We start from the raw sequence: 21,865 nt of genomic DNA, 5'->3' as shown, positions 1-21,865 counted from the left end.
CCCCGGTCCTTGCAGGAAGCCTTCGCTCCGGAACGCGGCATGCCCCGGATCGAACGTCCCGACGACACGCCGCATGGCGACCGTGGAACCGCTTCCCGCGCGTCGCGGGTTCCCAACACCTATCTCCGTTCGCAGGTGAACACAATGCGGTGCCGCACGCGGCGTGACCACCCGGTCTCCAACGCAGAACGCCGGCCCGAGGGCCGGCGTTCGCGAGAACCGGGGACCGACGCGGGACGCGGCGATCAGTAGCGGTAATGCTCGGGCTTGAAGGGGCCCTGCTGCGCCACGCCGATATAGGCCGACTGCACGTCCGAGAGCTTGGTCAGCTTCACGCCGATCTTGTCGAGATGCAGCGCCGCCACCTTCTCGTCGAGGGACTTCGGCAGGGTGTAGACCTTCTTCTCGTACTGGCCGGGCTTGGTGAACAGCTCGATCTGCGCCAGCGTCTGGTTGGTGAAGGAGGCCGACATCACGAAGCTGGGATGGCCGGTGGCGTTGCCGAGGTTCACGAGGCGCCCCTCGGAGAGCAGGATGATGCGCTTGCCGTCCGCGAACTCGACCTCGTCCACCTGCGGCTTCACATTGTGCCACTTGAAGTTCTTCAGGCCGGCGACCTGGATCTCGCTGTCGAAGTGGCCGATGTTGCACACGATGGCGCGATCCTTCATGGCGCGCATGTGCTCCACGGTGATCACGTCGAGATTGCCGGTGGCGGTCACGAAGATGTCGGCGCGGGGGGCCGCGTCCTCCATCGTGGTGACCTCATAGCCTTCCATCGCCGCCTGGAGGGCGCAGATGGGATCGATCTCGGAGACCATCACGCGGCAGCCGGCGTTGCGCAGCGAGGCGGCCGAGCCCTTGCCCACGTCGCCGAAGCCCGCGACCATGGCCACCTTGCCGGCCATCATCACGTCGGTGCCGCGGCGGATGCCGTCCACCAGCGATTCACGGCAGCCGTAGAGATTGTCGAACTTCGACTTGGTGACGCTGTCGTTGACGTTGATGGCGGGCCACAGGAGCGTGCCCTTCTTCTGCATCTCATACAGGCGATGCACGCCCGTGGTGGTCTCTTCCGTCACGCCCTGGATGGACTTGGCGAGCATGGAATACCAGCCGGGCTTGTGCTTCAGGCGGCGCTTGATGGCGGCGAAGAGGACTTCCTCCTCCTCGTTGGTGGCACCTTCGAGGAAGGCGGTGTCGCCCTCTTCCGCGCGCTTGCCGAGGTGGACGAGCAGGGTGGCGTCGCCGCCGTCGTCCAGGATCATGTTCGGGGCGCCGCCGTCGGCCCACTCGAAGATGCGGTGGGTGTACTCCCAGTATTCCTCCAGCGTCTCGCCCTTGACGGCGAAGACGGGGGTGCCGGCGGCGGCGATGGCGGCCGCGGCGTGGTCCTGGGTCGAGTAGATGTTGCACGAGGCCCAGCGCACGTCGGCACCGAGCGCCTTCAGCGTCTCGATGAGCACGCCGGTCTGGATCGTCATGTGCAGCGAGCCGGCGATGCGCGCGCCCTTGAGCGGCTGGCTCGGGCCGTATTCGGCGCGGGTGGCCATGAGGCCGGGCATTTCGATTTCGGCGATGTCCAGTTCCTTGCGGCCCCAGTCCGCGAGGTTGATGTCCTTCACCACATAATCGTTGCTCATGGATCGCTCCGCTTGAGATCGTCTCGGGCGGCGGGCGTAAAGCCGCCGGTCATGGCGCGCCATTTAGCATGGCAGGGGCATGGGGGCAATAAGGATATAAAGAAATGCTTATATGAGGGAGTCGACCCGGACGGCGGCGCGACGCTGCGGAATGCTCCCCGATGCGCCGCAAGTCAGCGCGCAGTGAGGACCAGTCGTCGCGCAAGTCCCCGCCCCTCGCCCGCGTAGGTAAGGTTGGCGACATGCGCGCTTTGATTCCGACAAAAATTGTGATATACGTGACTTTACAGTCGATTGCTTCCACTACCAGCCACATCGCGCCCGCAATGTGTTCGCGCATGTTCTAGGGCGCATTCTCGGGAACAAAGGGGCGAGAATATTGTGCCGGCCGTCTTCATGCGGCGCGGCGACATGGCTGTCTTTGCATCGTCTGGCAGAGCGGGGTAGCGGGCGTTCCGGCCGCAACCCATATCCGCAGCTGAAGGTGCGCGCCGTACCGGGACCGGACCGGCCGGCCGGCGCACCAACAGGTTCGGCCCCGTTTTTCGCGGGCCGGATCAGGAGTGTCAAGAGCATGTCGGCAAAGAAGAACGCGCAGGCCCGTCTCGGCTTCAAGACGGGCGAGCACATTGTTTACCCGTCCCATGGTGTTGGCCGGATCATGGCCATCGAGGAACAGGAAGTCGCCGGTTTCAAGCTCGAACTCTTCGTGATCTCGTTTGAAAAGGACAAGATGACGCTGCGGGTGCCCCTCGCCAAGATCGCCAGCGTCGGCATGCGCAAGCTCTCCGAGACCAACATCGTCGAGAAGTCGCTCGAGACCCTGCAGGGTCGCGCCCGCGTCAAGCGCACCATGTGGAGCCGCCGCGCGCAGGAATACGAAGCCAAGATCAATTCCGGCGACCTCGTCGCCATCTCCGAAGTGGTGCGCGACCTTTACCGGTCCGAGGCCCAGCCCGAGCAGTCCTATTCCGAGCGCCAGCTCTACGAGGCCGCCCTCGATCGCATGGCCCGCGAGCTTTCGGCGGTGCAGAACATCACCGAGACCGAGTCGGTGAAGCTCATCGAGCAGAACCTCCTCAAGGGTCCGCGCCGCGGCGCCGCCAAGGTGGCGGACGAGGCCGACCTCGACCAGGACATGGAAGCCGAAGAGGCCGCCTGAGCGTCCACGACTGCCAGTTTTACACGGCGAGCGACAGGAACCCGGCTTCGGCCGGGTTCTTTTTTCTAAGATGACGCACCCGGCTTCGGCCGGCTTTTTTGTGCGGACGCCCACCCCGGCGCCTGTCCAGATCAAGTTTTCGCGCGGCAGCCTGGGCGGGGTGTACGCCGCCTCCCGGCACGCTATGATGACAGTGCTGAGCAGGCGGGGGCGCCGGCATGGAGACGTCTCATGCTCCCCCAAAGTCCGCTCCCCAAAGCCCGCGATCGGCAACATCCCAAGCAAGATCAAGAAAGCCCCGCCGGGGTCCGGCGCGCCAGCACCTGCGGGCGCAAAGGCCGGGCTGCGTGCGTGGCACCGAGCAAGGAGGTCAAGTTGACGTCAAGACCTAGCAGCGGCGCGATCTGCGTCGGGCTGTGACCCGTGCGGCGCCGCGGGCCCTGCCCGCCGGCGCAGCCGAAGCTCCCCGGCTGTCGTCTTCCCCGGACGGCAGCCGGATTCATGTCAGGCCCGAATGGCCGACCTTCTCCCGGCCCCTCCCCGGCCCCTCCTGGACTCAGCGCAATTCCAGCGCGATCTCCCACACATGCGGCCAGCACTTGCCGGTGACCAGCAGATGGCCGGTGGCCTTGTCGAAGGCGATGCCGTTGAGCACGTAGGGATAGACCAGCTTGGCCGGGTCCGGATTGAGGCCGGACAGGTCGATCCAGCCGAGCATTTTCCCATCCGCCGGATCGATGATGGCGATGAAATGGCTCTGCCAGACGTTGGCGTAGAGCTTGGCGTCCGCATATTCCAGCTCGTTGAGGAAGCCCACCGGCGCCACCGCATCGGAGATGAAGATGGTGCGCACCCGCTCGAAGGTGGCGGGATCGCGGAAGACGATGGAGGACGAGCCGTTGCTGGTGATGAGGTGGGTGCCGTCATGGGTCATCCCCCACCCCTGCTCGGTGTAGCGGAAGGCACCGATCCGCTCGAACGTCCTGCGGTCGTAGACGTAGGCGTGGTTGTCCAGATAGGTGAGCTGGTAAATGCGCTCGCCCATCACCGTCACGCCCTCGCCGAAGACGTTGGGGTCCAGCGCCCGCTCCCGCAGCACCCGTCCGGTCGCCAGCTCCCACTCGATCAGCCGCGAGCGGCCGTAGAGGCCGGTCCCCTCATAGATGGTGCCGCCCTCCAGCACGAAGCCCTCCGTGTAGGAGGAGGTGTCGTGCGGATGCACCTTCACCACGCGGTAGCGATAGACGGGGATGGCACTCTGCCCCAGCACGCGCTCGGACGTGAGCTGCACCGGCCCATGGGTGGGCGGCTCGCCGGACAGCGTCTGCTCGCCCGCCGCATGGGTCCGGCCGGCGGCCAGCGCCGCGAGGCCGAGGCCAGCCATGCCCTTCATCACCGACCGTCGCCCGATTGTCTCCCGTGCGATCCCGTCCCTCCCCACCATGGGCGCCGCTCCCGATTGTCTTTATTGGCGGGCATGGTCGGCGTGCAGCGCGTCGGGCGTCAAGCTCAAGCCGTCAGACGCCCGCCGCCCCGCCGTCCGCGCGCGGATCGTGGGCCCCTTCCAGCTGGCCGCTCGGGTGGATGACCACGCCACCGGCATGCCCCATGGTGTCGGAGTAATCTTCCGGCAGAACCACGAGTTCGTGCCCAACCGACAGCAAACGATCGACGATATTGCCGTCGAAGCGCGCTTCAAGCTTGAGGTTGGTCTCCTGGTCGCCCCAGGTGCGGCCCAGGAGCCAGCGCGGCCGGGCGATGGCCTCGCCCAGCGGCACGCCGAACAGGGCATGGCGGGTGAAAACCGCCGCCTGCGTCTGCGGCTGGCCCTCCCCGCCCATGGTGCCATAGGCGAGGATGCGCCCATCTGCGAGTTCCGCGAGCGCGGGGTTGAGGGTGTGGAACGGGCGCCGGCCCGGCAGCAGCGGGTTGAGCGACTTCGGGTCCAGCACGAAGCTGGAGCCTCGGTTCTGCATGAGCACGCCGGTGGACGGCAGCACACAGCCCGAGCCGAACTCGAAATAGATGGACTGGATGTAGGATACCGCCAGCCCCGAGGCGTCTGCGGCGCCCATCCAGATGGTGTCGCCCGGCTTCGCCTCGTGCGGCCACGGCAGCGCCCGCTTCATGTCGATCTTCGCCGCCCGCTGCGCCAGCGACTTGGGATCGAGGAAGGAGGCGGGATCGTGCGGCAGGTGTTCGGGATCGCACACCACCTGCTGGCGCACCAGAAACGCGCGCTTGGTAGCCTCCACGAGGCCGTGGATGTGCTCGAAGGTCTCCGCCCGCGCCACCTTGAGCTGGTCGAACAGGCCGAGGATGAGGAGGGAGGCGAGGCCCTGCGTCGGCGGCGGGGCGTTGAACAGGCGGGCGCGGCCGATCTTCATCTCCAGCGGCGGCCGCTCGCGGGCGGTATAGCGCGCGAGATCGGCGCGCGTCACCGGGCTGCCGATGCGCTCCAGGTCCGCCGCCATCTCGCGCGCCACGTCGCCCCGGTAGAAGTCTGCGAGGCCGGCGGCAGTGAGGTGGTCCAGCGTATCGGCAAGGCGCGGCTGGCGCTGCAGCGATCCCTCCTCCGGCACGGCGCCGCCCGGCAGGAACACCTCGGCGAAGCCGGGCGCGCTCTCCAGCTCCGCGCGCTTCTCGCGGGTGAGCCGCGTCTGGGAGCGCGTCACCGCCACGCCTTCCCGCGCGAAACGAATGGCCGGCTCCAGCAGCCGGCGCAGGGTCATCCGCCCGCCATGGCTGCGCGCCGCATCGAGCGCCAGAGCCCAGCCGCCCACCGCGCCGGGCACGGTGACGGCGGCATCCGGGCCGCGGGTGGGGATCGTCTCGAAGCCGAGGTCATGGTAGCGGGCGATGGTGGCGAGGCTCCCGGCGAAACCGCACGCCTCGATGTAGCGCACCCGACCGGACGGCTCGCGGATGAGCCAGAAGCCGTCGCCGCCCACATGATTCATGTGCGGATACACCACGGCGATGGCCGCCGCCGCCGCGATCATCGCCTCGACGGCGTTGCCGCCTTCCGCCAGCACCTCCTGCCCGGCCGTGGCGGCGAGGTGATGCGGCGCGGCGACGATGCCACGGGCGGCGTGGGTGCTTTCATACTCTTCGGCGGCCAGCATGAGGGTCCTCGGGGCAAAGCGGGAGGGGACCGGGCCGGCCGGACTTGACCCGGCGCCGCGCCCAGCGCAGTTTCCGCCCTATATAGAGCAGCGGCCGGCGAAAGACTCCAGCGTCCGACGCCCGCCGCGCGGTTCGGCGGGAATCGCGCCGAACGGTACAGGAGACTGGAATGGCGGGTTCGGGTGTGGGCAAGACGGGGGGCGGCAGCCTGTTTACCGTGGTGAGCGCCACGACGCTGGTTGCGACCCAAGCCGTCGCCACCGCCATCGCCGCTGGCTGGGCACTGGCCGGCCTGATGCATCTCGGCGACATCGGCGAATATGCCCTGATGGCCCTGTTCAGCCTCGCCGCCCTTTACATTTCGGTGAAGTATTTCCGCCGCGCCTATGCGGTGGAAATGTCGCTGGGCTGAGCTGCGTCAGGCGGTCCATCGCGTCACCACATCGGCCAGCGACGGTCGCGGACGATCCTCCACCCGTGCCGCCGGCCGGCCGATATGGATGAAGCCGGCCACTTTCTCACTCGCTTCGACCCCGAGCAGCGCGGCCGCGGCGGGATCGCGCCCCGGCCATTTCAGCAGCCACAGCGCGGAAAAGCCCAGCGCCGTCGCCGCCACCACCAGATTCATCGCGGCGGCTCCGGCCGAGAGAATCTGGTTCAGCTCCGGAATTTTCGACGCCGGGTCCGCACGGCTCACGACCACGATGGTGAGCGGTGCCCGCATCAGGTAGTCCCGCCACATGCGCGCCTTGTCCGGTGCGAGTCCGGGGTTCTGCTCCGCATAGAGGGCATCGAGCCGCACGCCGGCCGCCTCCCGCGCCGCCCCCTCGATGACGATGAAGCGCCAGGGCACCAGCCGGCCGTGGTCCGGCACCCGCGCGGCGATGGCAAGCATCCGGTCCAGTTCCTGCGGAGTCGGGCCGGGCGCGAGCAGCGCGCGGAGCGGGAGGGAGCGGCGTGTCTCCAGCAGTTCCAGGGTCTCCGCCGAAACCGGAACATCCGCCAGCGGTGCCGCGTAGGCCGGTGCCGTGCCATGGGCGTGCGGGCGCGGCACGGTCTCGCCAAGGGCGGATTCGGATGCGGCGGGTTCGGCCATGCTGGCTTCCTGTGACGCGGGCGCGGGCGGGCTCATGAATAGATGCGCCGCCGCAAAATAGAACGAGGTACAATCAAACTAGAAGTCTTCCCATCGCCCTGCGGCCGGCCCGACCACCGCCTCCGCCGGCGAGGCCCGGCAGGACAGAACGGCCGTTGCGGCGCGGCATCATCATCAAGCAGCGCCGTCGTTCAACATTCATGTACCAAAGCGGGAGAGATGTGTTAGTCTGCATGTTGGTCGGAGCCGTGCGCCCGAGTGCGTGGGCATGTTTTCCGACCTGTCATATAGGCTGCGAGGCGAGACGCGGGTGGCTGGAACAGGCGTTGTGCGAAGGCGGATTTCAAGACGCCCGAAACGTGCAAGTTAAAGTGTGGCACGTAGAAACGCATCATTGTCCAGCAGTGGTGGATGGCCCTAAGCCAAAATTGGCGACTGACCTCAACGGAAATACACATGAGCCGTAACCGAGACTTCCGAGAGCCGCGCCGCCGTGGCTTTGACGACGACTTTGCGCCGCCGCGTGACCGCGGCTTCGGAGGGGACCGTCCTTTTTCCTCGCCCAGCAGCAGCTTCAGCGCCCCCGCCCCTTCCGGCCCGACGATCGACGCCACCGTGAAGTGGTTCAACCCTGAGAAGGGTTTCGGCTTCGTCGAGCTGTCGGACGGCTCGGGCGACGTCTTCCTCCATGCCCGTGCCCTCGAGGCCGCCGGCCAGGAAAGCGTGCCCCCCGGCTCCAAGCTGTCGGTGCGCGTCGGCCAGGGCCAGAAGGGCCGTCAGGTCACTGAAGTGCTCGAAGTCGACACCTCGACCGCGGAGGCCGCCCCGGCCCGCCGCAGCTTCGGCGACCGTCCCGGTGGTGGTGGCTTCGGCGGTGGTGGCGGCGGCTTCGGCGGCGCCCCCCGCGCCGGCGGCGGCCCCCGTGCTGCGACCGGTCCCACCGAGGAGCGCGTGGGCACCGTGAAGTGGTACAACCCCGAGAAGGGCTTCGGCTTCATCGCGGTGGAAGGCGGCGGCAAGGACGTGTTCGTGCACGTCACCGTCATCTCCCGTTCCGGCCTCAGCGACCTCGCCGAGGGCCAGCGCGTTGTGGTGCAGGTGGGTCAGGGCCCCAAGGGTCCGGAAGCTCGCGGCATCGAGCTCGCCGACTGATTTCGCATATTCCTTCGCCGCCGGCCGGCTCGTCCGGGCGGTGGCGAGGCGCGATGCAACCAGCGGTGCCGGGCGAAAGCGCGGCACCGTTTCCATTTCTGCCGCTTCCGCAGGCGCGGCCGCGGACGTTCCCGGAGTTGAACACGAACATGGCGCAACAGGCCGAGGCCAACCTCGCAAGCCTTCTCGATCGCCTCAAGGCGGCGCAGCGCGAGCTGATCCTCACCGCAGCCAGGGGCTCGACCCTCCCCTCCGACGGTATGCTGCGCAAGATTTCCGAGCTGGAAGGCGCCATCGCCGCCACCGAGGCTCTGATGCAGGAAGAAGGCGTCCGGCGCTGATCCGCTTGCCTGATCCGATCGCCTTTTCCGCTTCAAGGTGCCCGGCTAACCGCCGGGTGGACCTTCCGCCCCCGAGCCTGTAGCGTGCGCCGCAACATAAGGATTGGGGCGGAAAGGCACGGGTCGGGATGCTGGCGCACAGCACGGGCGCTCCGGGATCGGACGCAGAAACCAGCGCATATGAGCGCCGGCGCCGGGCTTTCCTCTGGATGGTTCCGGAGCGCTACAACATGGCGGTGCACGCCTGCGACGCCATCGCGACGCAGCATCCGAACCGTCCGGCGCTCTTCCTGCCCTCGGGCAACGGCTTCGCGCCCGTCTCCTACGGTGCGCTGGCGCGGCTTTCGAACCGTCTGGCCCATGCGCTCGTCGCCTCCGGCATCAGGCCAGGCGACCGGGTCGCCATTCTCCTCCCCCAGTCGCTGGATGTGCTCGTCACCCATCTCGCCGTCTACAAGATGGGCGCGATCGCGGTGCCGCTCGCCGGCGCGTTCGGCGTGGATGCCATCGCCTATCGCCTGCTGGATTCCGGCGCCCGCGCCCTCGTCACCGACGATGCCGGCCTCGCCAAGCTGATCGCACGGCCCGAGCCGCTGGATCTCGTGATCAATGTGGACGGCCCGCGCGATGGCGCCGTGGGCTTCTCCGCTCTGGTGGAGGCGGCCTCGGACCGCCCGCTTCCCATCGCCTCCGGCCCGGATGATCCGGCGCTGATGATCTATACCTCCGGCACCACGGGACAGCCCAAGGGCGCGCTACACGGCCACCGGGTGCTGCTGGCCCATGTCAGCGGCGTCACCTTCACCCATGACGGCATCGGACAGCCGGGCGACCGCATGTGGACGCCCTCGGACTGGGCCTGGGCCGGCGGCCTCCTGAACACCGTGCTGCCCGCGCTGGCGCTGGGCGTGCCTGTCGTGGCGCAGCCGCGCGGCAAGTTCGATCCCGAAGCCGCATTCGCCTTGATGAAGACCGCCGAGGTGCGCAACGTCTTCATCCCGCCCACCGCGCTGCGCATGATGCGGCAGGTGCGGAACCCGCGCACAAAATTCGGCTTCGATCTGCGCACGGTGGGCTCCGCCGGTGAGGCGCTCGGGGCGGAGACGTTCGAGTGGGGCCGCGAGGCCCTCGGCGTGCCGGTGAACGAGTTCTACGGCCAGACCGAATGCAATTACGTCATCGGCTCCTCGGCAGCGCTGGGCGTCGCCAAGGCCGGCGCCACCGGCAAGGCGGTGCCCGGCCACGACGTGGCGGTGCTGGGCGAGGACGGGCGCATCCTGCCGCCGGGCCAGATGGGCCAGATCGCCGTGCGCACGCCCGACCCGGTGATGTTCCTGAATTATTGGAACCGCCCCGAGGCCACCGCGGACAAGGTGAAGGACGGCTGGCTCCTCACCGGCGATCTCGCGACGCGGGACGAGGAGGGCTATTTCCACTTCCTCGGCCGCGACGACGACGTGATCACCTCGGCCGGTTACCGCATTGGCCCGGCGGAGATCGAGGACGTGCTCTTGAAGCACCCCGCCGTCGCCATGGCCGCCGCAGTGGGCAAGAAGGACCCGCTGCGCACGGAGATCGTCAAGGCGGTCATCGTGCCCATGCCCGGCGTGGAGCCGACGCCGGAGCTGGAAGCCGAGATCCGCGACTTCGTGCGCACCCGCCTCGCGTCCTACGAATATCCCCGCGAGATCGCATTCGTGGACGAGCTGCCGCTCACCACCACCGGGAAGGTCATCCGCCGAATGCTGCGCGAGTAAGGGCCGTCAGACTTTGTATTGCTTCGCCAGCGCATCGGCGCTGCGGGCGAACAGGGCCGCATCCACGCCCACGGCGGTGAAGACCGAGCCGGCCGCCATGTAACGGCGGGCCAGCGCCTCGTCTCCCACCACCAGCACGCCGCCGCGATTTCCGGCGGCCGTGATGCGCCTCAGCCCGTCCTCGATGGCCTCCACCACCTTCGGGTGGGTGGGCTGGTGCAGGAGGCCCATGGAGGCGGAGAGGTCGCCGGGGCCGATGAAGATGCCGTCCACACCCGGCACGGCGGCGATCTCCTCCACCTTCTCCAGCGCTTCCATGGTCTCCACCTGCACCAGCACGCACATCTCGTCGGCATAGCGGGTGAAGTAATCGCCGATGCGGCCGAAGCGGGTGGCGCGGGAGGCCACCGCATAGCCGCGGATGCCGTCCGGCGGATAGCGCGTCGCCGCCACCGCCGCGCGCGCCTCCTCGGCGTCCTGCACCATGGGGATGAGGAAGCTCTGGGTGCCGATGTCGAGGAAGCGCTTCAGGGTCACCGCATCGTTCCACGGCACCCGAACCACCGGCTGGGTGGCATAGCCCACCATGGACTGGAGCTGGTTGAAGACGTTCGGCAATTCGTTGGGTGCATGCTCGGTGTCGAGCACCAGCCAGTCGAAGCCCGCGCCGGCGAGGATTTCCGAGACATAATTGGACGGCACGGCGCACCACAGGCCGATCTGCTGGGTGCTGGCATGGAGCGCACGCTTGAACGGGTTCTCGGGCAGTTGCATGGGGCTTCCTCGGGGGATTCTTATCGGCGAAGCTTATTCCGGGCGGAGCATAGCGGGCACCTCCTCGCCCAGCACCATGCCGGCGAGCATTTCGCCCAGCGCCGGGGCGAACTTGAAGAGGTGGCCGCCGGCGAAGAAGTCCACCGCGCCGCGCCGCACCACTTCCAGCCGTTCGGATTCCCACGGCGCGCCGTCGTCGGGATGCTCCAGCGAGGTGGAGACGCAGCTCTCGATGGTGAAGCGCGCGGTGTCGAGGCCGGGCAGCGTCTGCGCCGCCAGCGCCAGCGTGTGCTCGATCACCTGGTCGGGATGGCCGCCGCCGCTGCGGTCGGTGTCGCTCGGCTCCAGCCCCACGGCGAACAGGCCGTCATGCAGCGCCGGCAGGCCGTAGGTGTAGAGCACGCCGTGGCGGTGGTCGCTCTTGTCGCGGAAGGAGACCATGGGCCGCGCGGCGAGATCGCCGGTCATGGGGAAGAGCAGGCGCTGGTGGACGCTGTAGACCTGCGGCACCTTCACGCCCATGGCGCCGGAGAGCATCGGCGTCTGCATCCCCGCCGCCACCAGCACACGCCGCGCCCGGTAGATGGCGCTGCGGGTGGAGACCAGCACATGCCCGGCGCGCTGGGTGAGGCCCAGCACCGGCGTATGCTCGTGGAGCGCATCGCCCAGCGTCGCGGCAAGCCATTGGATGCTGTCGCGGGCGCGGATGGTGCCGGCCTCCTCCTCCAGGATCACCGGCTTCGCCCAGGGCCGATGCACCGGCAGCAGCTCTTCCTGCTCGGCGGGGGAGACGAAGCGGACCTTCAGATCGAGCCCGGCGAGGCGCTTCAGCTCGGCCTCGGCCTCGGAGACGATGAGGAAGGAGCCGGTGCGCTCGATGAGGGGGCGGCCGGCCTCCTCCTCCCACCGTGCCCAGCCGGTGCTGGCCTTCCGCGCGAGCCAGAGCATCTTCGGGTCGTTATAGGCCGCGCGCATGATGCGCGAGCCGCCCGCCGACTGCGCGCCGCCGGCCGCTCCGGCATCGAAGCAGCGCACGGAAATGCCAAGGCGCGTCAGCACATGGGCCACCGAAAGCCCGACGATGCCCGCACCGACGATCGCGATCTCGGTGTCCTGGAACGGCGGGCGGGGGGTCGGTGCTGGCATGAGGGCTCCTCGCGATTCGGCACGCGGCCCCTCGTAACATGCTGACCATGGCTACGCTTTGCGCGCTGCAGCAGATTTTCGCCCACTCCCCACCTGCGGCCTTCGGTGCTATCCAAGGCGTCCTTTTTGAACGCGGCGCACGAGACGCCGCGCGCCCGAGGATCTGCCGGCCATGCTCACCACCAATCCCGCCTTCGACCGCATCGGCGAGGAGAATGCCTTCGCCGTTCTGGCCCGCGCCACGGCGCTTCAGGCGGAGGGGCGCTCCATTCTCAACCTCGGCATCGGCCAGCCCGACTTCCAGACGCCCGCCCACATCGTCGAGGCGGCGGTGAAGGCGCTGCGCGATGGCCAGCACGGCTACACGCCCTCGGTGGGCATCCTGCCGCTGCGCGAGGCGGTGGCGGGCGATCTCAACCGCCGCTACGGCGTGGAGATGGACCCGAACCTCGTGATGATCGTGCCCGGCGGCAAGGTGACGATGTATGCGGCCATCCGCCTGTTCGGCGAGCCCGGCGCGGAAATTCTCTATCCCGATCCCGGCTTTCCCATCTACCGCTCCATGATCGAGCACACCGGCGCGACGCCCATCCCCGTGCCGATCCGCGAGGAGAACGGCTTCGCCTTCTCGGCCGAGGAGACGCTGGCGCTCATCACGCCGAAGACGCGGCTGCTCATCATCAATTCGCCGGCCAACCCCACCGGCGGCGTCACCCCGGCCGCGGAGATCGACAAGCTGGTGAAGGGCCTTGCCGCCCATCCCCATGTCGCGCTCATGTCGGACGAGATCTACGATCGCTTCCTCTTCGACGGGGAAGAGCACCGCACGCTCCTCGCCTATCCGGAGATCCGCGACCGGCTCATCCTGCTCAACGGATGGTCGAAGACCTATGCCATGACCGGCTGGCGCCTCGGCTATTCGATCTGGCCGAAGAGCCTCTACGATCAGGTGCGCAAGCTGGCGGTGAACTGCTGGTCGTGCGTCAACGCCGCGACGCAGTATGCCGGTATCGCCGCCCTCGAAGGTCCACAGGATGCGGTGTTCGCCATGACCGCCGAGTTCGACGCCCGCCGCCGCATCGTCGTGGAGGGGCTGAACGCGCTGCCCGGCGTCACCTGCGCGACGCCCAAGGGCGCCTTCTACGCCTTCCCCAACATCACCGGCACCGGCTGGACCTCGGCCAAGAAGCTCGCTTCCGCGCTGCTGGAGGAGGCGGGCGTCGCGGTGATCGGCGGGCCGGATTTCGGCGTCCATGGCGAGGGCTATCTGCGCCTGTCCTACGCCACCTCGCGCGAGAACATCACCGCCGCGCTCGGCCGCATGGGCGATTTCCTCGCCGCCAACCGCAAGGTGGCCTGAGGCGTGGGGATGGCGCGGCGGCGACCAGGGCGGCGGGCGCTTCTCGCCCTCGCCCTCGTGCTGCTGGCCTTTTCGCCTGTGCTGCTGGTGCTGACCCGCCCGCCGCCGGACGGTCCCGCCCCCATGGTCGCCCCTGCTCTGCCGGAGCCCGAGCCGGCGCCGGGCCATTCCGCCGACACCGACCCGCAGCCCGGAGCCACTTCGCAGCTGACCGCGCCCGCCGTCCGAACCGGCGGCGATGCGGCGATGCCGGAGCGCGCGAAGGTGGTCGTCGCTTGCCCGCGCGAAAAGGTCTCCGGCGGGCAGTACAATCGCTGCCTTTATGATGTCACCCGCACCTCCGAGCAGGCGCTTGAGGCGGAGCTGGCCAACGCCTTCACCGTGATCGAGGCGCGGACCGACCTGCAAGGCACCCAGCGCGCCCGCTGGAAGACGCAGCTCGACGAGGCGCAGTCGCGATTCCTGCTGTTCCGCAATCTCGATTGCCAGGGCGTCGCGCCATTCGAGGGGCCGCGCGGCATCGGCAATTTCGAGCAGCGCTCCCTCTGCCTCATCGCCGCCAACCGTGCCCGCGCCGCCGACCTCAAGGCCCGCTACGGCGCGCGGCAGGCGACCTCTGACGGTGCCAAGGCCGGCCCGGGCGTCTCCGGGCCGAGCGGTCCGGCGCCCCGCGCGGGCACCTGGACCCACGCGGTGCCGCCGCCGATGGAATGAGCCTCGCCCTGTGATAGGGTCCGGCGCCAGGCGCAGGGCGCGATGAACGGAGGCAGCCGTGGCGAAAGTGGTCTGTGTGGGCGAGGTAATGGTGGAACTCGCCCGCGGTTCCGACGGGCGCTTCGGCCTCGCCTTCGGCGGCGACACCTTCAACACGGCGGTCTATCTCGCCCGCGCCGGCGCGGACGTGGCCTATGCCACGGCGCTGGGTGACGACGCCTTCTCCGGCGACATCCTCGCCCTCGGCGCGGCGGAAGGCGTTGACATGAGCCTGGTGCCGCGCGCCAAGGGCAAGGTGCCCGGCCTCTATCTCATCACCACGGACGACGCCGGCGAGCGCAGCTTCCATTACTGGCGCGACACCTCCCCCGCCCGCTCCCTCTTCGAGGCGGATGGCTGGCAGGACGTGGCGGCGGCGCTGGTGGGCGCGGGTGCCGTCTATTACTCCGGCATCACCCTCTCGCTTTATTCCAACCAGGGGCTCGGCCGCTTCCTCGCCGCGCTGGAGATGGCGGGCGGGACCGGTGACAGCCGCAGCGGACCGCCGGCCTGGCGGGTGTTCGACGGCAATTTCCGCCCGCGCGGCTGGGGCGGTGATCTCGCCCGCGCCCGCACCGTGTTCGCCGAGGCGCTGAAGCGGTCCTCCATGGCGCTGCCCACCTTCGAGGACGAGGCGGCCCTGTGGGGCGATGCCTCGCCCGCCGCCACCATCGAGCGCATCACCACCTACGGGGTGAGCGAGGTGGTGGTGAAGAACGGGGCCGGCGGCGCGCTGGTCCATGCCGAGGGGCGCACCGTGGAGGTGCCGGTGGAGCGCACCGTCTCTCCCCTCGACACCACGGGGGCCGGCGACAGCTTCAACGCCGGCTATCTCGCCGCCCGCATCGCCGGCGCGACGCCCGAAGCCGCCGCCCAGGCCGGCCACCGCCTCGCCGCCGAAGTCATCATGCACCGCGGCGCCATCATCCCCCGCGCCACCCAGGAGGGCGCCACGGCGCATTGAGGGGATGGCAAACAGGACCAAGCGCAAGCCGGCAGGGGTCGGCGAAATCCTCGTGGAGGAATTCATGGAGCCGCTCGGCCTCACCCAGGCGCCGCTGGCCGAGGCGATGGGCGTTCCGAGGAAGCACGTCACGAACTGTGCAACGACCGTCGCTCCGTCACGGCCGCGACGGCGCTCATTCTGGCGCGGGTGTTCGGCAACAGCGTCGATTTCTGGCTGAACGTCCAGCGCCGGACGGATCTCTGGCGGACGCTGAACTCGCCCGAGGAGCGCGCGCGGATCGAGCGGGCGAAGCCATTGGCTCCGGCCGCCTGATCCACGGCACGCGATACCGCCTCAGATCGTCTGGTTGTATTCGCCGATGCCGGGGTGCTGGCGCAGCACGCCGTCGATCTCCTTGAACATCTCCCGCATGCGGGCCTCGGAGACCGGGCTTTCCACCACCACCACCAGCTCGGGCTTGTTGGAGGAGGCGCGCAGCAGGCCCCAGGAGCCGTCCTCGCAGGTGACGCGCACGCCGTTCACCGTCACGAGGTCGCGGATCTTCTGGCCGGTGACGGTGGCACCTTCGGCGGCCAGCTTCTCGTAATGCTCCACCACCTTGGCGACGACGCCGTACTTGACCTCGTCCGCGCAGTGGGGGGACATGGTGGGCGAGGACCACGTCTTGGGCAGTGCCTCGCGCAATTCAGAGAGCTTCTTGCCGGGGTTGCGGTCCAGCATGTCGAGCACGGCGATGGCGGAGACGAGGCCGTCGTCATAGCCGCGGCCCACCGGCTTGTTGAAGAAGTAGTGGCCGGACTTCTCGAAGCCCACCAGCGCGCCGGTCTCGTTCACCCGGCGCTTCATGTAGGAATGGCCGGTCTTCCAATAGTCCGCCTTCACGCCGAGCTTGATCAGCTCTGGGTCGGTGGCGAACAGGCCGGTGGACTTCACGTCCACCACGAAGGTGGAGTTGGGGTAGATCTTGGCGAGGTCGCGAGCAAGCAGCACGCCCACCTTGTCGGCGAAGATCTCCTCGCCGGTGTTGTCCACCACGCCGCAGCGGTCGCCGTCGCCGTCGAAGCCGAGGGCCACGTCCGCATTGTGCTCCAGCGCCGCGTCCCGCATGGCATGGAGCATCTCCATGTCCTCGGGATTGGGATTGTACTTGGGGAAGGTGTGGTCCAGCTCGGTATCGAGCGGCACCACCTCGACGCCCAGCGCCTCCAGGATCTTCGGAGCGAAGGCGCCGGCCGTGCCGTTGCCGCAGGCGACCACCGCCTTGATGGGGTGCTTCAGCTTCGGCCGGTCGGTAAGGTCCTTGATGTAGACCTCGGGGAAGTTCTCGACGAACACGTAGGCGCCGCCGCCCTTGAGGTCGAACTTCGCGCCGAGCACGATTTCCTTGAGCCGGGTCATCTCGTCCGGGCCGAAGGTGAGGGGACGGTTGACGCCCATCTTCACGCCGGTCCAGCCATTGTCGTTGTGCGAGGCGGTGACCATCGCCACCGCCGGCACGTCGAGGGCAAACTGGGCGAAATAGGCCATGGGCGACATGGCAAGGCCGATGTCGTGGACCTTGATGCCCGCCGCCATGAGGCCGGACACCAGCGCCAGCTTGATGGAGGAGGAATAGGAGCGGAAGTCGTGTCCGGTGACGATCTCCGGCTTCACGCCCATCTCGTGCATCAGCGTGCCAAGGCCCATGCCCAGAGCCTGCACCCCCATCAGGTTGATTTCCTTCTGGAACAACCAGCGGGCGTCATACTCCCGGAAGCCGGTCGGCTTCACCATGGGCTCGGATTCGTAGGCGTAGGTGTTGGGCGTCAGGACCGGCTTCGGCGTCGGGAACATGGGCACCATTCCTTCGCAGCACGTAATTTCGCGGTCGCGAGATAGCACGGATTCGTGACCGAACGAACGGCTGCGCTTGGGATTAGTTCCCCGCGCCGCGGCGGCACGGTGACGCCGCCGTGGCGCTCACGCGATCTTCCGTGTCTTTTCCGGGAGCATGCTGCCCTCCTCCCGCGCCCGCACATGCCAGGAGAGCGCCTCCTCGATGATGTGCGGCGTGTGCCCGCCGCGCGCCGTGGCGCGATCGAAATAGTCGGACAGCGCATCGCGATAGAGCGGATGCACGCAATTGGCGATGATGGTGCGCGCCCGCTCGCGCGGGGCCAGCTCCCGCAGGTCCGCGAGGCCCACCTCGGTGACGAGGATGTCCACGTCGTGCTCGGTGTGGTCCACATGGCTCACCATGGGCACCACCGAGGACAGGGCGCCGCCCTTGGCGATGGACTTGGTGACGAACACCGACAGATAGGCGTTGCGGGCGAAATCGCCGGAGCCGCCGATGCCGTTCATCATGTGGGTCCCGCCCACATGGGTGGAATTGACGTTGCCGTAGATGTCGAATTCCAGCGCCGTGTTGATGCCGATGAGGCCGAGGCGGCGGATGATTTCCGGATGGTTGGAAATCTCCTGCGGCCGCAGGATGAGGCGCGACTTGTAGTCGGTGATGCGCGGCATCACCTGGTCGTATTTCGCCTTGGACAGGGTGATGGACGAGCCGGAAGCGAAGTTCAGCTTGCCGGCGTCGAACAGGTCGAAGGTCGAATCCTGCAGCACCTCGGAATACATGGTGAGGTCGCAGAACGGGCTCTCGATGAAGCCGTGCATCACCGCGTTGGCGATGGTGCCGATGCCGGCCTGCAGCGGCTGCAGGCGGTTGGTCATGCGGCCGAGCTTCACCTCGTGCTTCAGGAACTCCATGAGATGGCCGGCGATGGCGGCGGTCTCGGGGTCCGGCGGCAGCACGTTGGAGGCGGAATCGAGCTTCCGCGTCACCACGATGGCCGCGATCTTTTCCGGGGGCACGGGAATGAAGGGCAGGCCCACCCGGCTTTCCGGCGTCACCACCGGGATCGGCTCGCGGAACGGGCGGCGGGTGGGGATGTAGATGTCGTGCAGGCCCTCCAGCTCCGCCGGCTGGGTGAGATTGATCTCGACGATCACTTTCTTCGCGAGAATGGCGAAGGTGGCGGAATTCCCCACCGAGGTGGTGGGAATGATTCCGCCGGACGCGGTGATGCCCACCGCCTCGATCACCGCCACATCGATCGGGCCGAGCTGGTTGGTGCGCAGATGCTCCACCGTCTCGGACAGGTGCTGGTCCACGAACATCACTTCGCCGGCGTTGATCGCCTTGCGCAGGGCGGGATCGGACTGGAACGGGATGCGGCGGGAGAGCAGGTGCGCTTCCGCCATCTGCTTGTCGAGGTCGTTGCCCAGCGAGGCGCCGGTGATGAGGGTGATGCGCAGCGGCTCGCCGCGGGCGTGCGCCGCATTGGCTCGGGCGGCCAGCGCCATGGGCACCGCCTTCGCCTCGCCGGCGCGGGTGAAGCCGCTCATGCCCACGATCATGCCGTCGCCGATGAGCGCAGCGGCCTCCTCGGCCGGGACAATCCTGTCACGCAAAGACGAGAGGCGGATGCGGGTCTCGGGCATGTCGGCAATTCCGTCGAGAGGACAATCCCTTGCGCATAGCGAGGCGCGCGGGACCACCGGAATTCGACTTAAAGGGAAGGCCGCTCAGGCGGTGATCGCCACCGGCAGGCCAAAGGCGTCGCGCGCGGGCGGGTCGGGAAAGCGCAAGGCCTTGCCTTCCAACACTCTTTTGGCGGTGACGGCGCAGGCGCAGGCATCCACGAGGTCATCCAGCCCTGCGCGCAGCGCAGTCGCGGTCTTCGCGTGGAGCAGATCGACCGGCACGCCCGCACGGGCGAGGAGGCCGATGCGCAGGTCGAGGCCGGGGCCATGCGGCCGGTTCTTCACCTTCTTCGCCACGTCCAGCGGAGCGCCGTTCATGATGCGGAACGACACCTCCGGGTGACACTCGATCAGCCGGTCCCGCAGTTCCAACCGGCGCAGCAGCAGCTCGTCCAGCTCCGCGATCTTGGGGAAGAGGTTGAAGCACTGGATGGAGACCTTGCGCGGCGGGCTCGAATGGGCGAGGGCGGCGGCGCAGGCGGCGGCGAAGCGCTCCCGTTCGTCCCCCGGTCCCACGCCGGCCATGACCGCCGCGCGCGCCGGGACGGAGAAGACAGACGATTGCCGCCCACCGAGCAAAGGGCGCACCGCACGCTCCGCCTCCCGGCCGCCGATCTCGCTGGTCTCCGGCAAGCCGATGGGCATGTCCACGCAGGCGATGGCGGGTGCATCCGGCGCATCGAACAGCTCTTCCACGCGGGTGCGGCGAAAGAGCTGGAGATGATCGCCGCCGTCCCATTGCGCGATGACCCAGCCGCCCCGGCAGCCGTCGATGCCCGCGAACGGCAGATCCGCGCGCGCTGGGCGTGACATGCGCTCAGTCCTCTCCGGCCTTGGCCTTGGGCAGCGGGATGGTCGAGGGCTGCGGAATGGGCGCGGTGTAATACTTCCGCTTGATGGAGCCGGTCTCCGGATTGCTGTTCGACGAATAGGACATAGGCACGCCCTGCGGCCCCACCTGCCAGCCGGGCGGCAGGCCTTGAGACGCGCCCTTCGTCTGGGACGGCGGCGCCGATGGTGGCGGCGCGGCACGGGCGGCGGCGGGCGCCGGCGCGTGGCCGACGGACGCGGGCGGATAGTTCGACGGTGGGTAGCTGGGCGAGGGATAGCTGGGGGCCGGATACCCGGCAGGGGTCGGTGCCGGCGAGGCGATGATCTGCGTCTCGGGCGGGCGCATGCTCTGCACCGGCGGCAGGGGCGGCGGCGGCTCGGCGGCAACCGGCTCGGGCTGCGGCTGCGGCGCCGGGCGCGGTCCGCCGAACAGCGTGGAGAAGAAGGATGGCTGCTCCGCCGGGGCGGACACCTGCTGCGCCGGCGGCGCGTAGACCGCCGGGGCCTCCGCCACGGACGGTGCGGGCGCCACGGGCTCCATTGTGGAGACCATGGGCGGGGCCTTCGTGGGCATGGTCGGCGCGGGCATCGGGCGCGGCGCCGGCTTGCAGATGGTCCGCCCCTTGGCGTGGCGCATCAGATCCACATGGATGTGGTCGTAGTGGAAGATGTTGGAGCCGGGCGCGAGCACGGTGGTGAAGCGCTCACATGCGCCCGCCTGCACCTGAAGCAGGAAGCCGCGCTCCTCGGGCGAGCCCTTCCAGCCGTTCTTCACCGTGATCCAGCGACCGTCGGCAGTCCGGAAACCGCCGATATCGAGCGCGTTGCCGAACGCATGCTCGGAAATCTTCGCATTGGGATCGCCGTTCATGCCGCGGCAGGAATAGGCCGACATCTGGCTGATGGCGACAATCGGCTGGCCGAGCCACGCCAACGCCGCCGGCTGCACCACCTCCTGAACCCACATGTCCACCTGGTAGATCACGGGGCAGGCCAGCCGGCCGGCCGGCTCCAGCATCACATTGCCCTGCGCCAGCGCGCTGACACGGAACGGATGGTCCATGCCGCAGGCGCCCGGACCCTGGACGGCGGGAACCGGCTCCATATAGGCGGATGCCACCACGGCCTTGGCGGCAAGGCATTGCTCCTCGGCCTGGGAGCGCCACGAATCGCGTTCCTCCAGGCCGAAGCGACAGCCCGAGAGGGCGCCGGCCAGAAGAAGGAGGGCGAGGAAGATGCGGGGCGTGTCGCGCGACATGGCCCCACCTTGCGGAGCCGGCCTTGCAAAGGGGTTAAGGCGCACCGCCGATGACCGCAAAAATGATCGCAGCCCATTGAAAAATATAACCCCCATGCCCTTCCGCTACGCAATCGCAAGCGGAGGAAATGGGGGTCCAGGACGATTTCAGAAAATGATTCAGGCGGCAGGGATCGTCGCCGATCGCGCTGCCGCCAGAACTGGGATCAGAGCCTTGCCGCAGAAACGCCCGCAGCGATCAGGGCCGGGCCTAGTCCTTCTTCGGCTCGGCCGCCGGCTGGGCGGCGCCATCGGCGGCTCCTGCTTCACCGTCGGGCTCCCGACCCTCGAAGGCCGCCTGAAGACGCTCGGCAAGATCCTGCAGATCGTCCGGCATGTCTTCCTGCGTGTAATCGTCGAATAACTGGCGCAGCTCGCGGCCCAGCAGATCCTGACGGGCGGAGATGTCGCGGCGGTGAGGCGTTCGCATGCCGCCTGCCTCTTTCTGGTGCTGCGTCGTCATGGGGGTATCGAGGGGGCCTTGGAAGCGAGCCGATCTCATGGCGAGGGTCTTCTGACAGACGCGGGCGAGCTCAAGATGAGCCACGCCCGCGTGCGTTGCAATAAGGTTCTGGCATCGGACATCATTCGCGATACAGGCGCGAGAGATGCGCGGTGTCAGGGTGTGTTTCGGGGCCGTCCGCATTCACGCCCGGACCATCGTCCATATCGTGCCGCTTGTCCGGCCCCTCGAACGCCGCGCTGATCTCCTTGAGCAGCCGACGCTCCTCATCCGCGCCACGCTCGCGGCGCGGGGGGAAATCGCGGCGGCTTTCGCCGGGACCGAACTCGACCGGATCATAGCCGTGAGGAGAGGTATCCACGCCCGCCAATGCGCCTTCGTCGGCACCTTCATGGCGACGCGCGCCCGTGTTCCGCAATGCGGAATCAACCGGCAGGGATTCGTTTCGCAATTCGCTCATCCGCCTCCT

General features: G+C 68.3%; 20 protein-coding genes and 1 pseudogene. 9 read left to right on the top strand and 12 right to left on the bottom strand.

The genetic code is table 11. From position 1 onward, the window contains the following. Positions 1 to 245 precede the first annotated feature (245 nt). Positions 246 to 1,643: an adenosylhomocysteinase gene (ahcY, locus tag J2126_RS12925; protein ID WP_209487359.1), complete on the bottom strand. Its 1,398-nt coding sequence runs from the start codon at positions 1,641 to 1,643 to the stop codon at positions 246 to 248. A 574-nt stretch (positions 1,644 to 2,217) separates the two neighbouring features. Between ahcY and J2126_RS12920 the strand changes: the two genes are divergently transcribed. Continuing rightward, entirely contained in the window at positions 2,218 to 2,805 is a 588-nt protein-coding gene (locus tag J2126_RS12920) for a CarD family transcriptional regulator (RefSeq protein ID WP_209487358.1), read from the top strand. Positions 2,806 to 3,361: 556 nt separating this feature from the next. Here the strand turns inward: J2126_RS12920 and J2126_RS12915 are convergent. Next, a complete protein-coding gene (locus J2126_RS12915; RefSeq protein WP_209487357.1) occupies positions 3,362 to 4,198 on the bottom strand; it encodes a glutaminyl-peptide cyclotransferase in 837 nt (278 codons plus the stop codon). Positions 4,199 to 4,322: 124 nt separating this feature from the next. Then, positions 4,323 to 5,930 carry a gamma-glutamyltransferase family protein gene (locus J2126_RS12910; protein WP_209487356.1) on the bottom strand — a complete coding sequence of 536 codons (1,608 nt, stop codon included), beginning with the start codon at positions 5,928 to 5,930 and terminating at the stop codon, positions 4,323 to 4,325. A gap of 170 nt (positions 5,931 to 6,100) precedes the next feature. Here J2126_RS12910 and J2126_RS12905 point away from each other — a divergent pair, with 170 nt between their 5' ends. After that, entirely contained in the window at positions 6,101 to 6,343 is a 243-nt protein-coding gene (locus J2126_RS12905) for a hypothetical protein (RefSeq protein WP_209487355.1), read from the top strand. Between the two features lie 6 nt (positions 6,344 to 6,349). Here J2126_RS12905 and J2126_RS12900 read toward each other — a convergent pair whose 3' ends face one another. Beyond that, on the bottom strand, positions 6,350 to 7,027 hold the full coding sequence (locus J2126_RS12900) for a nitroreductase family protein (RefSeq protein ID WP_209487354.1): 678 nt from the start codon (positions 7,025 to 7,027) through the stop codon (positions 6,350 to 6,352). Between the two features lie 615 nt (positions 7,028 to 7,642). Here J2126_RS12900 and J2126_RS25625 point away from each other — a divergent pair. The 3 genes from J2126_RS25625 to J2126_RS12885 all read left to right on the top strand — a co-directional run bounded on the left by J2126_RS25625 (position 7,643) and on the right by J2126_RS12885 (position 10,277). After that, entirely contained in the window at positions 7,643 to 8,179 is a 537-nt protein-coding gene (locus J2126_RS25625) for a cold-shock protein (protein ID WP_348634296.1), read from the top strand. Positions 8,180 to 8,328: 149 nt separating this feature from the next. Beyond that, a complete protein-coding gene (locus tag J2126_RS12890; RefSeq protein WP_209487352.1) occupies positions 8,329 to 8,520 on the top strand; it encodes a hypothetical protein in 192 nt (63 codons plus the stop codon). A 128-nt stretch (positions 8,521 to 8,648) separates the two neighbouring features. After that, on the top strand, positions 8,649 to 10,277 hold the full coding sequence (locus J2126_RS12885; protein ID WP_209487351.1) for an AMP-binding protein: 1,629 nt from the start codon (positions 8,649 to 8,651) through the stop codon (positions 10,275 to 10,277). A gap of 6 nt (positions 10,278 to 10,283) precedes the next feature. Here the strand turns inward: J2126_RS12885 and J2126_RS12880 are convergent, their stop codons facing one another. Both J2126_RS12880 and J2126_RS12875 read right to left on the bottom strand, forming a co-directional pair. Then, positions 10,284 to 11,051, bottom strand: a complete 768-nt coding sequence (locus tag J2126_RS12880; protein ID WP_209487350.1) for an aldolase/citrate lyase family protein — start codon at positions 11,049 to 11,051, stop codon at positions 10,284 to 10,286. A gap of 33 nt (positions 11,052 to 11,084) precedes the next feature. Then, the gene (locus tag J2126_RS12875; protein WP_209487349.1) at positions 11,085 to 12,197 is read right to left on the bottom strand and encodes an NAD(P)/FAD-dependent oxidoreductase; all 1,113 of its coding nucleotides are present in this window, start codon (positions 12,195 to 12,197) and stop codon (positions 11,085 to 11,087) included. Between the two features lie 172 nt (positions 12,198 to 12,369). On the opposite strand from J2126_RS12875, the gene J2126_RS12870 reads away from it, so the two are divergent. The 4 genes and pseudogenes from J2126_RS12870 to J2126_RS12855 all read left to right on the top strand — a co-directional run bounded on the left by J2126_RS12870 (position 12,370) and on the right by J2126_RS12855 (position 15,589). Continuing rightward, entirely contained in the window at positions 12,370 to 13,557 is a 1,188-nt protein-coding gene (locus tag J2126_RS12870; RefSeq protein WP_209487348.1) for a pyridoxal phosphate-dependent aminotransferase, read from the top strand. A 9-nt stretch (positions 13,558 to 13,566) separates the two neighbouring features. Then, positions 13,567 to 14,271 (top strand): lysozyme inhibitor LprI family protein, encoded by a 705-nt coding sequence (locus tag J2126_RS12865; RefSeq protein WP_209487343.1) that lies wholly within the window; start codon positions 13,567 to 13,569, stop codon positions 14,269 to 14,271. Between the two features lie 58 nt (positions 14,272 to 14,329). After that, the gene (locus tag J2126_RS12860; protein WP_209487341.1) at positions 14,330 to 15,274 is read left to right on the top strand and encodes a sugar kinase; all 945 of its coding nucleotides are present in this window, start codon (positions 14,330 to 14,332) and stop codon (positions 15,272 to 15,274) included. A 4-nt stretch (positions 15,275 to 15,278) separates the two neighbouring features. After that, positions 15,279 to 15,589 (top strand): annotated as a pseudogene (locus J2126_RS12855) (HigA family addiction module antitoxin). Positions 15,590 to 15,610: 21 nt separating this feature from the next. Here J2126_RS12855 and J2126_RS12850 read toward each other — a convergent pair. The 6 genes from J2126_RS12850 to J2126_RS12825 all read right to left on the bottom strand — a co-directional run bounded on the left by J2126_RS12850 (position 15,611) and on the right by J2126_RS12825 (position 21,856). Next, positions 15,611 to 17,110, bottom strand: coding sequence for a phosphomannomutase/phosphoglucomutase (locus J2126_RS12850; protein WP_209487339.1), 1,500 nt, complete (start codon positions 17,108 to 17,110; stop codon positions 15,611 to 15,613). A 126-nt stretch (positions 17,111 to 17,236) separates the two neighbouring features. Further along, the gene (locus J2126_RS12845; protein WP_209487337.1) at positions 17,237 to 18,763 is read right to left on the bottom strand and encodes an acetyl-CoA hydrolase/transferase family protein; all 1,527 of its coding nucleotides are present in this window, start codon (positions 18,761 to 18,763) and stop codon (positions 17,237 to 17,239) included. Between the two features lie 84 nt (positions 18,764 to 18,847). Then, positions 18,848 to 19,618, bottom strand: coding sequence for a DUF429 domain-containing protein (locus tag J2126_RS12840; protein ID WP_209487335.1), 771 nt, complete (start codon positions 19,616 to 19,618; stop codon positions 18,848 to 18,850). A gap of 4 nt (positions 19,619 to 19,622) precedes the next feature. After that, positions 19,623 to 20,894, bottom strand: coding sequence for an extensin-like domain-containing protein (locus J2126_RS12835; protein ID WP_209487334.1), 1,272 nt, complete (start codon positions 20,892 to 20,894; stop codon positions 19,623 to 19,625). A 250-nt stretch (positions 20,895 to 21,144) separates the two neighbouring features. Then, complete coding sequence (locus J2126_RS12830; RefSeq protein ID WP_209487332.1) at positions 21,145 to 21,396, bottom strand: hypothetical protein; 252 nt, start codon at positions 21,394 to 21,396, stop codon at positions 21,145 to 21,147. A 121-nt stretch (positions 21,397 to 21,517) separates the two neighbouring features. After that, positions 21,518 to 21,856 (bottom strand): hypothetical protein, encoded by a 339-nt coding sequence (locus tag J2126_RS12825; protein ID WP_209487330.1) that lies wholly within the window; start codon positions 21,854 to 21,856, stop codon positions 21,518 to 21,520. Positions 21,857 to 21,865 lie beyond the last annotated feature (9 nt).

The organism is Xanthobacter flavus, assembly GCF_017875275.1.
GTDB lineage: Bacteria > Pseudomonadota > Alphaproteobacteria > Rhizobiales > Xanthobacteraceae > Xanthobacter > Xanthobacter flavus_A.
The sequence above is the reverse complement of the archived record's forward strand: the minus strand, read 5'-3'. Positions and strand labels throughout refer to the sequence as shown.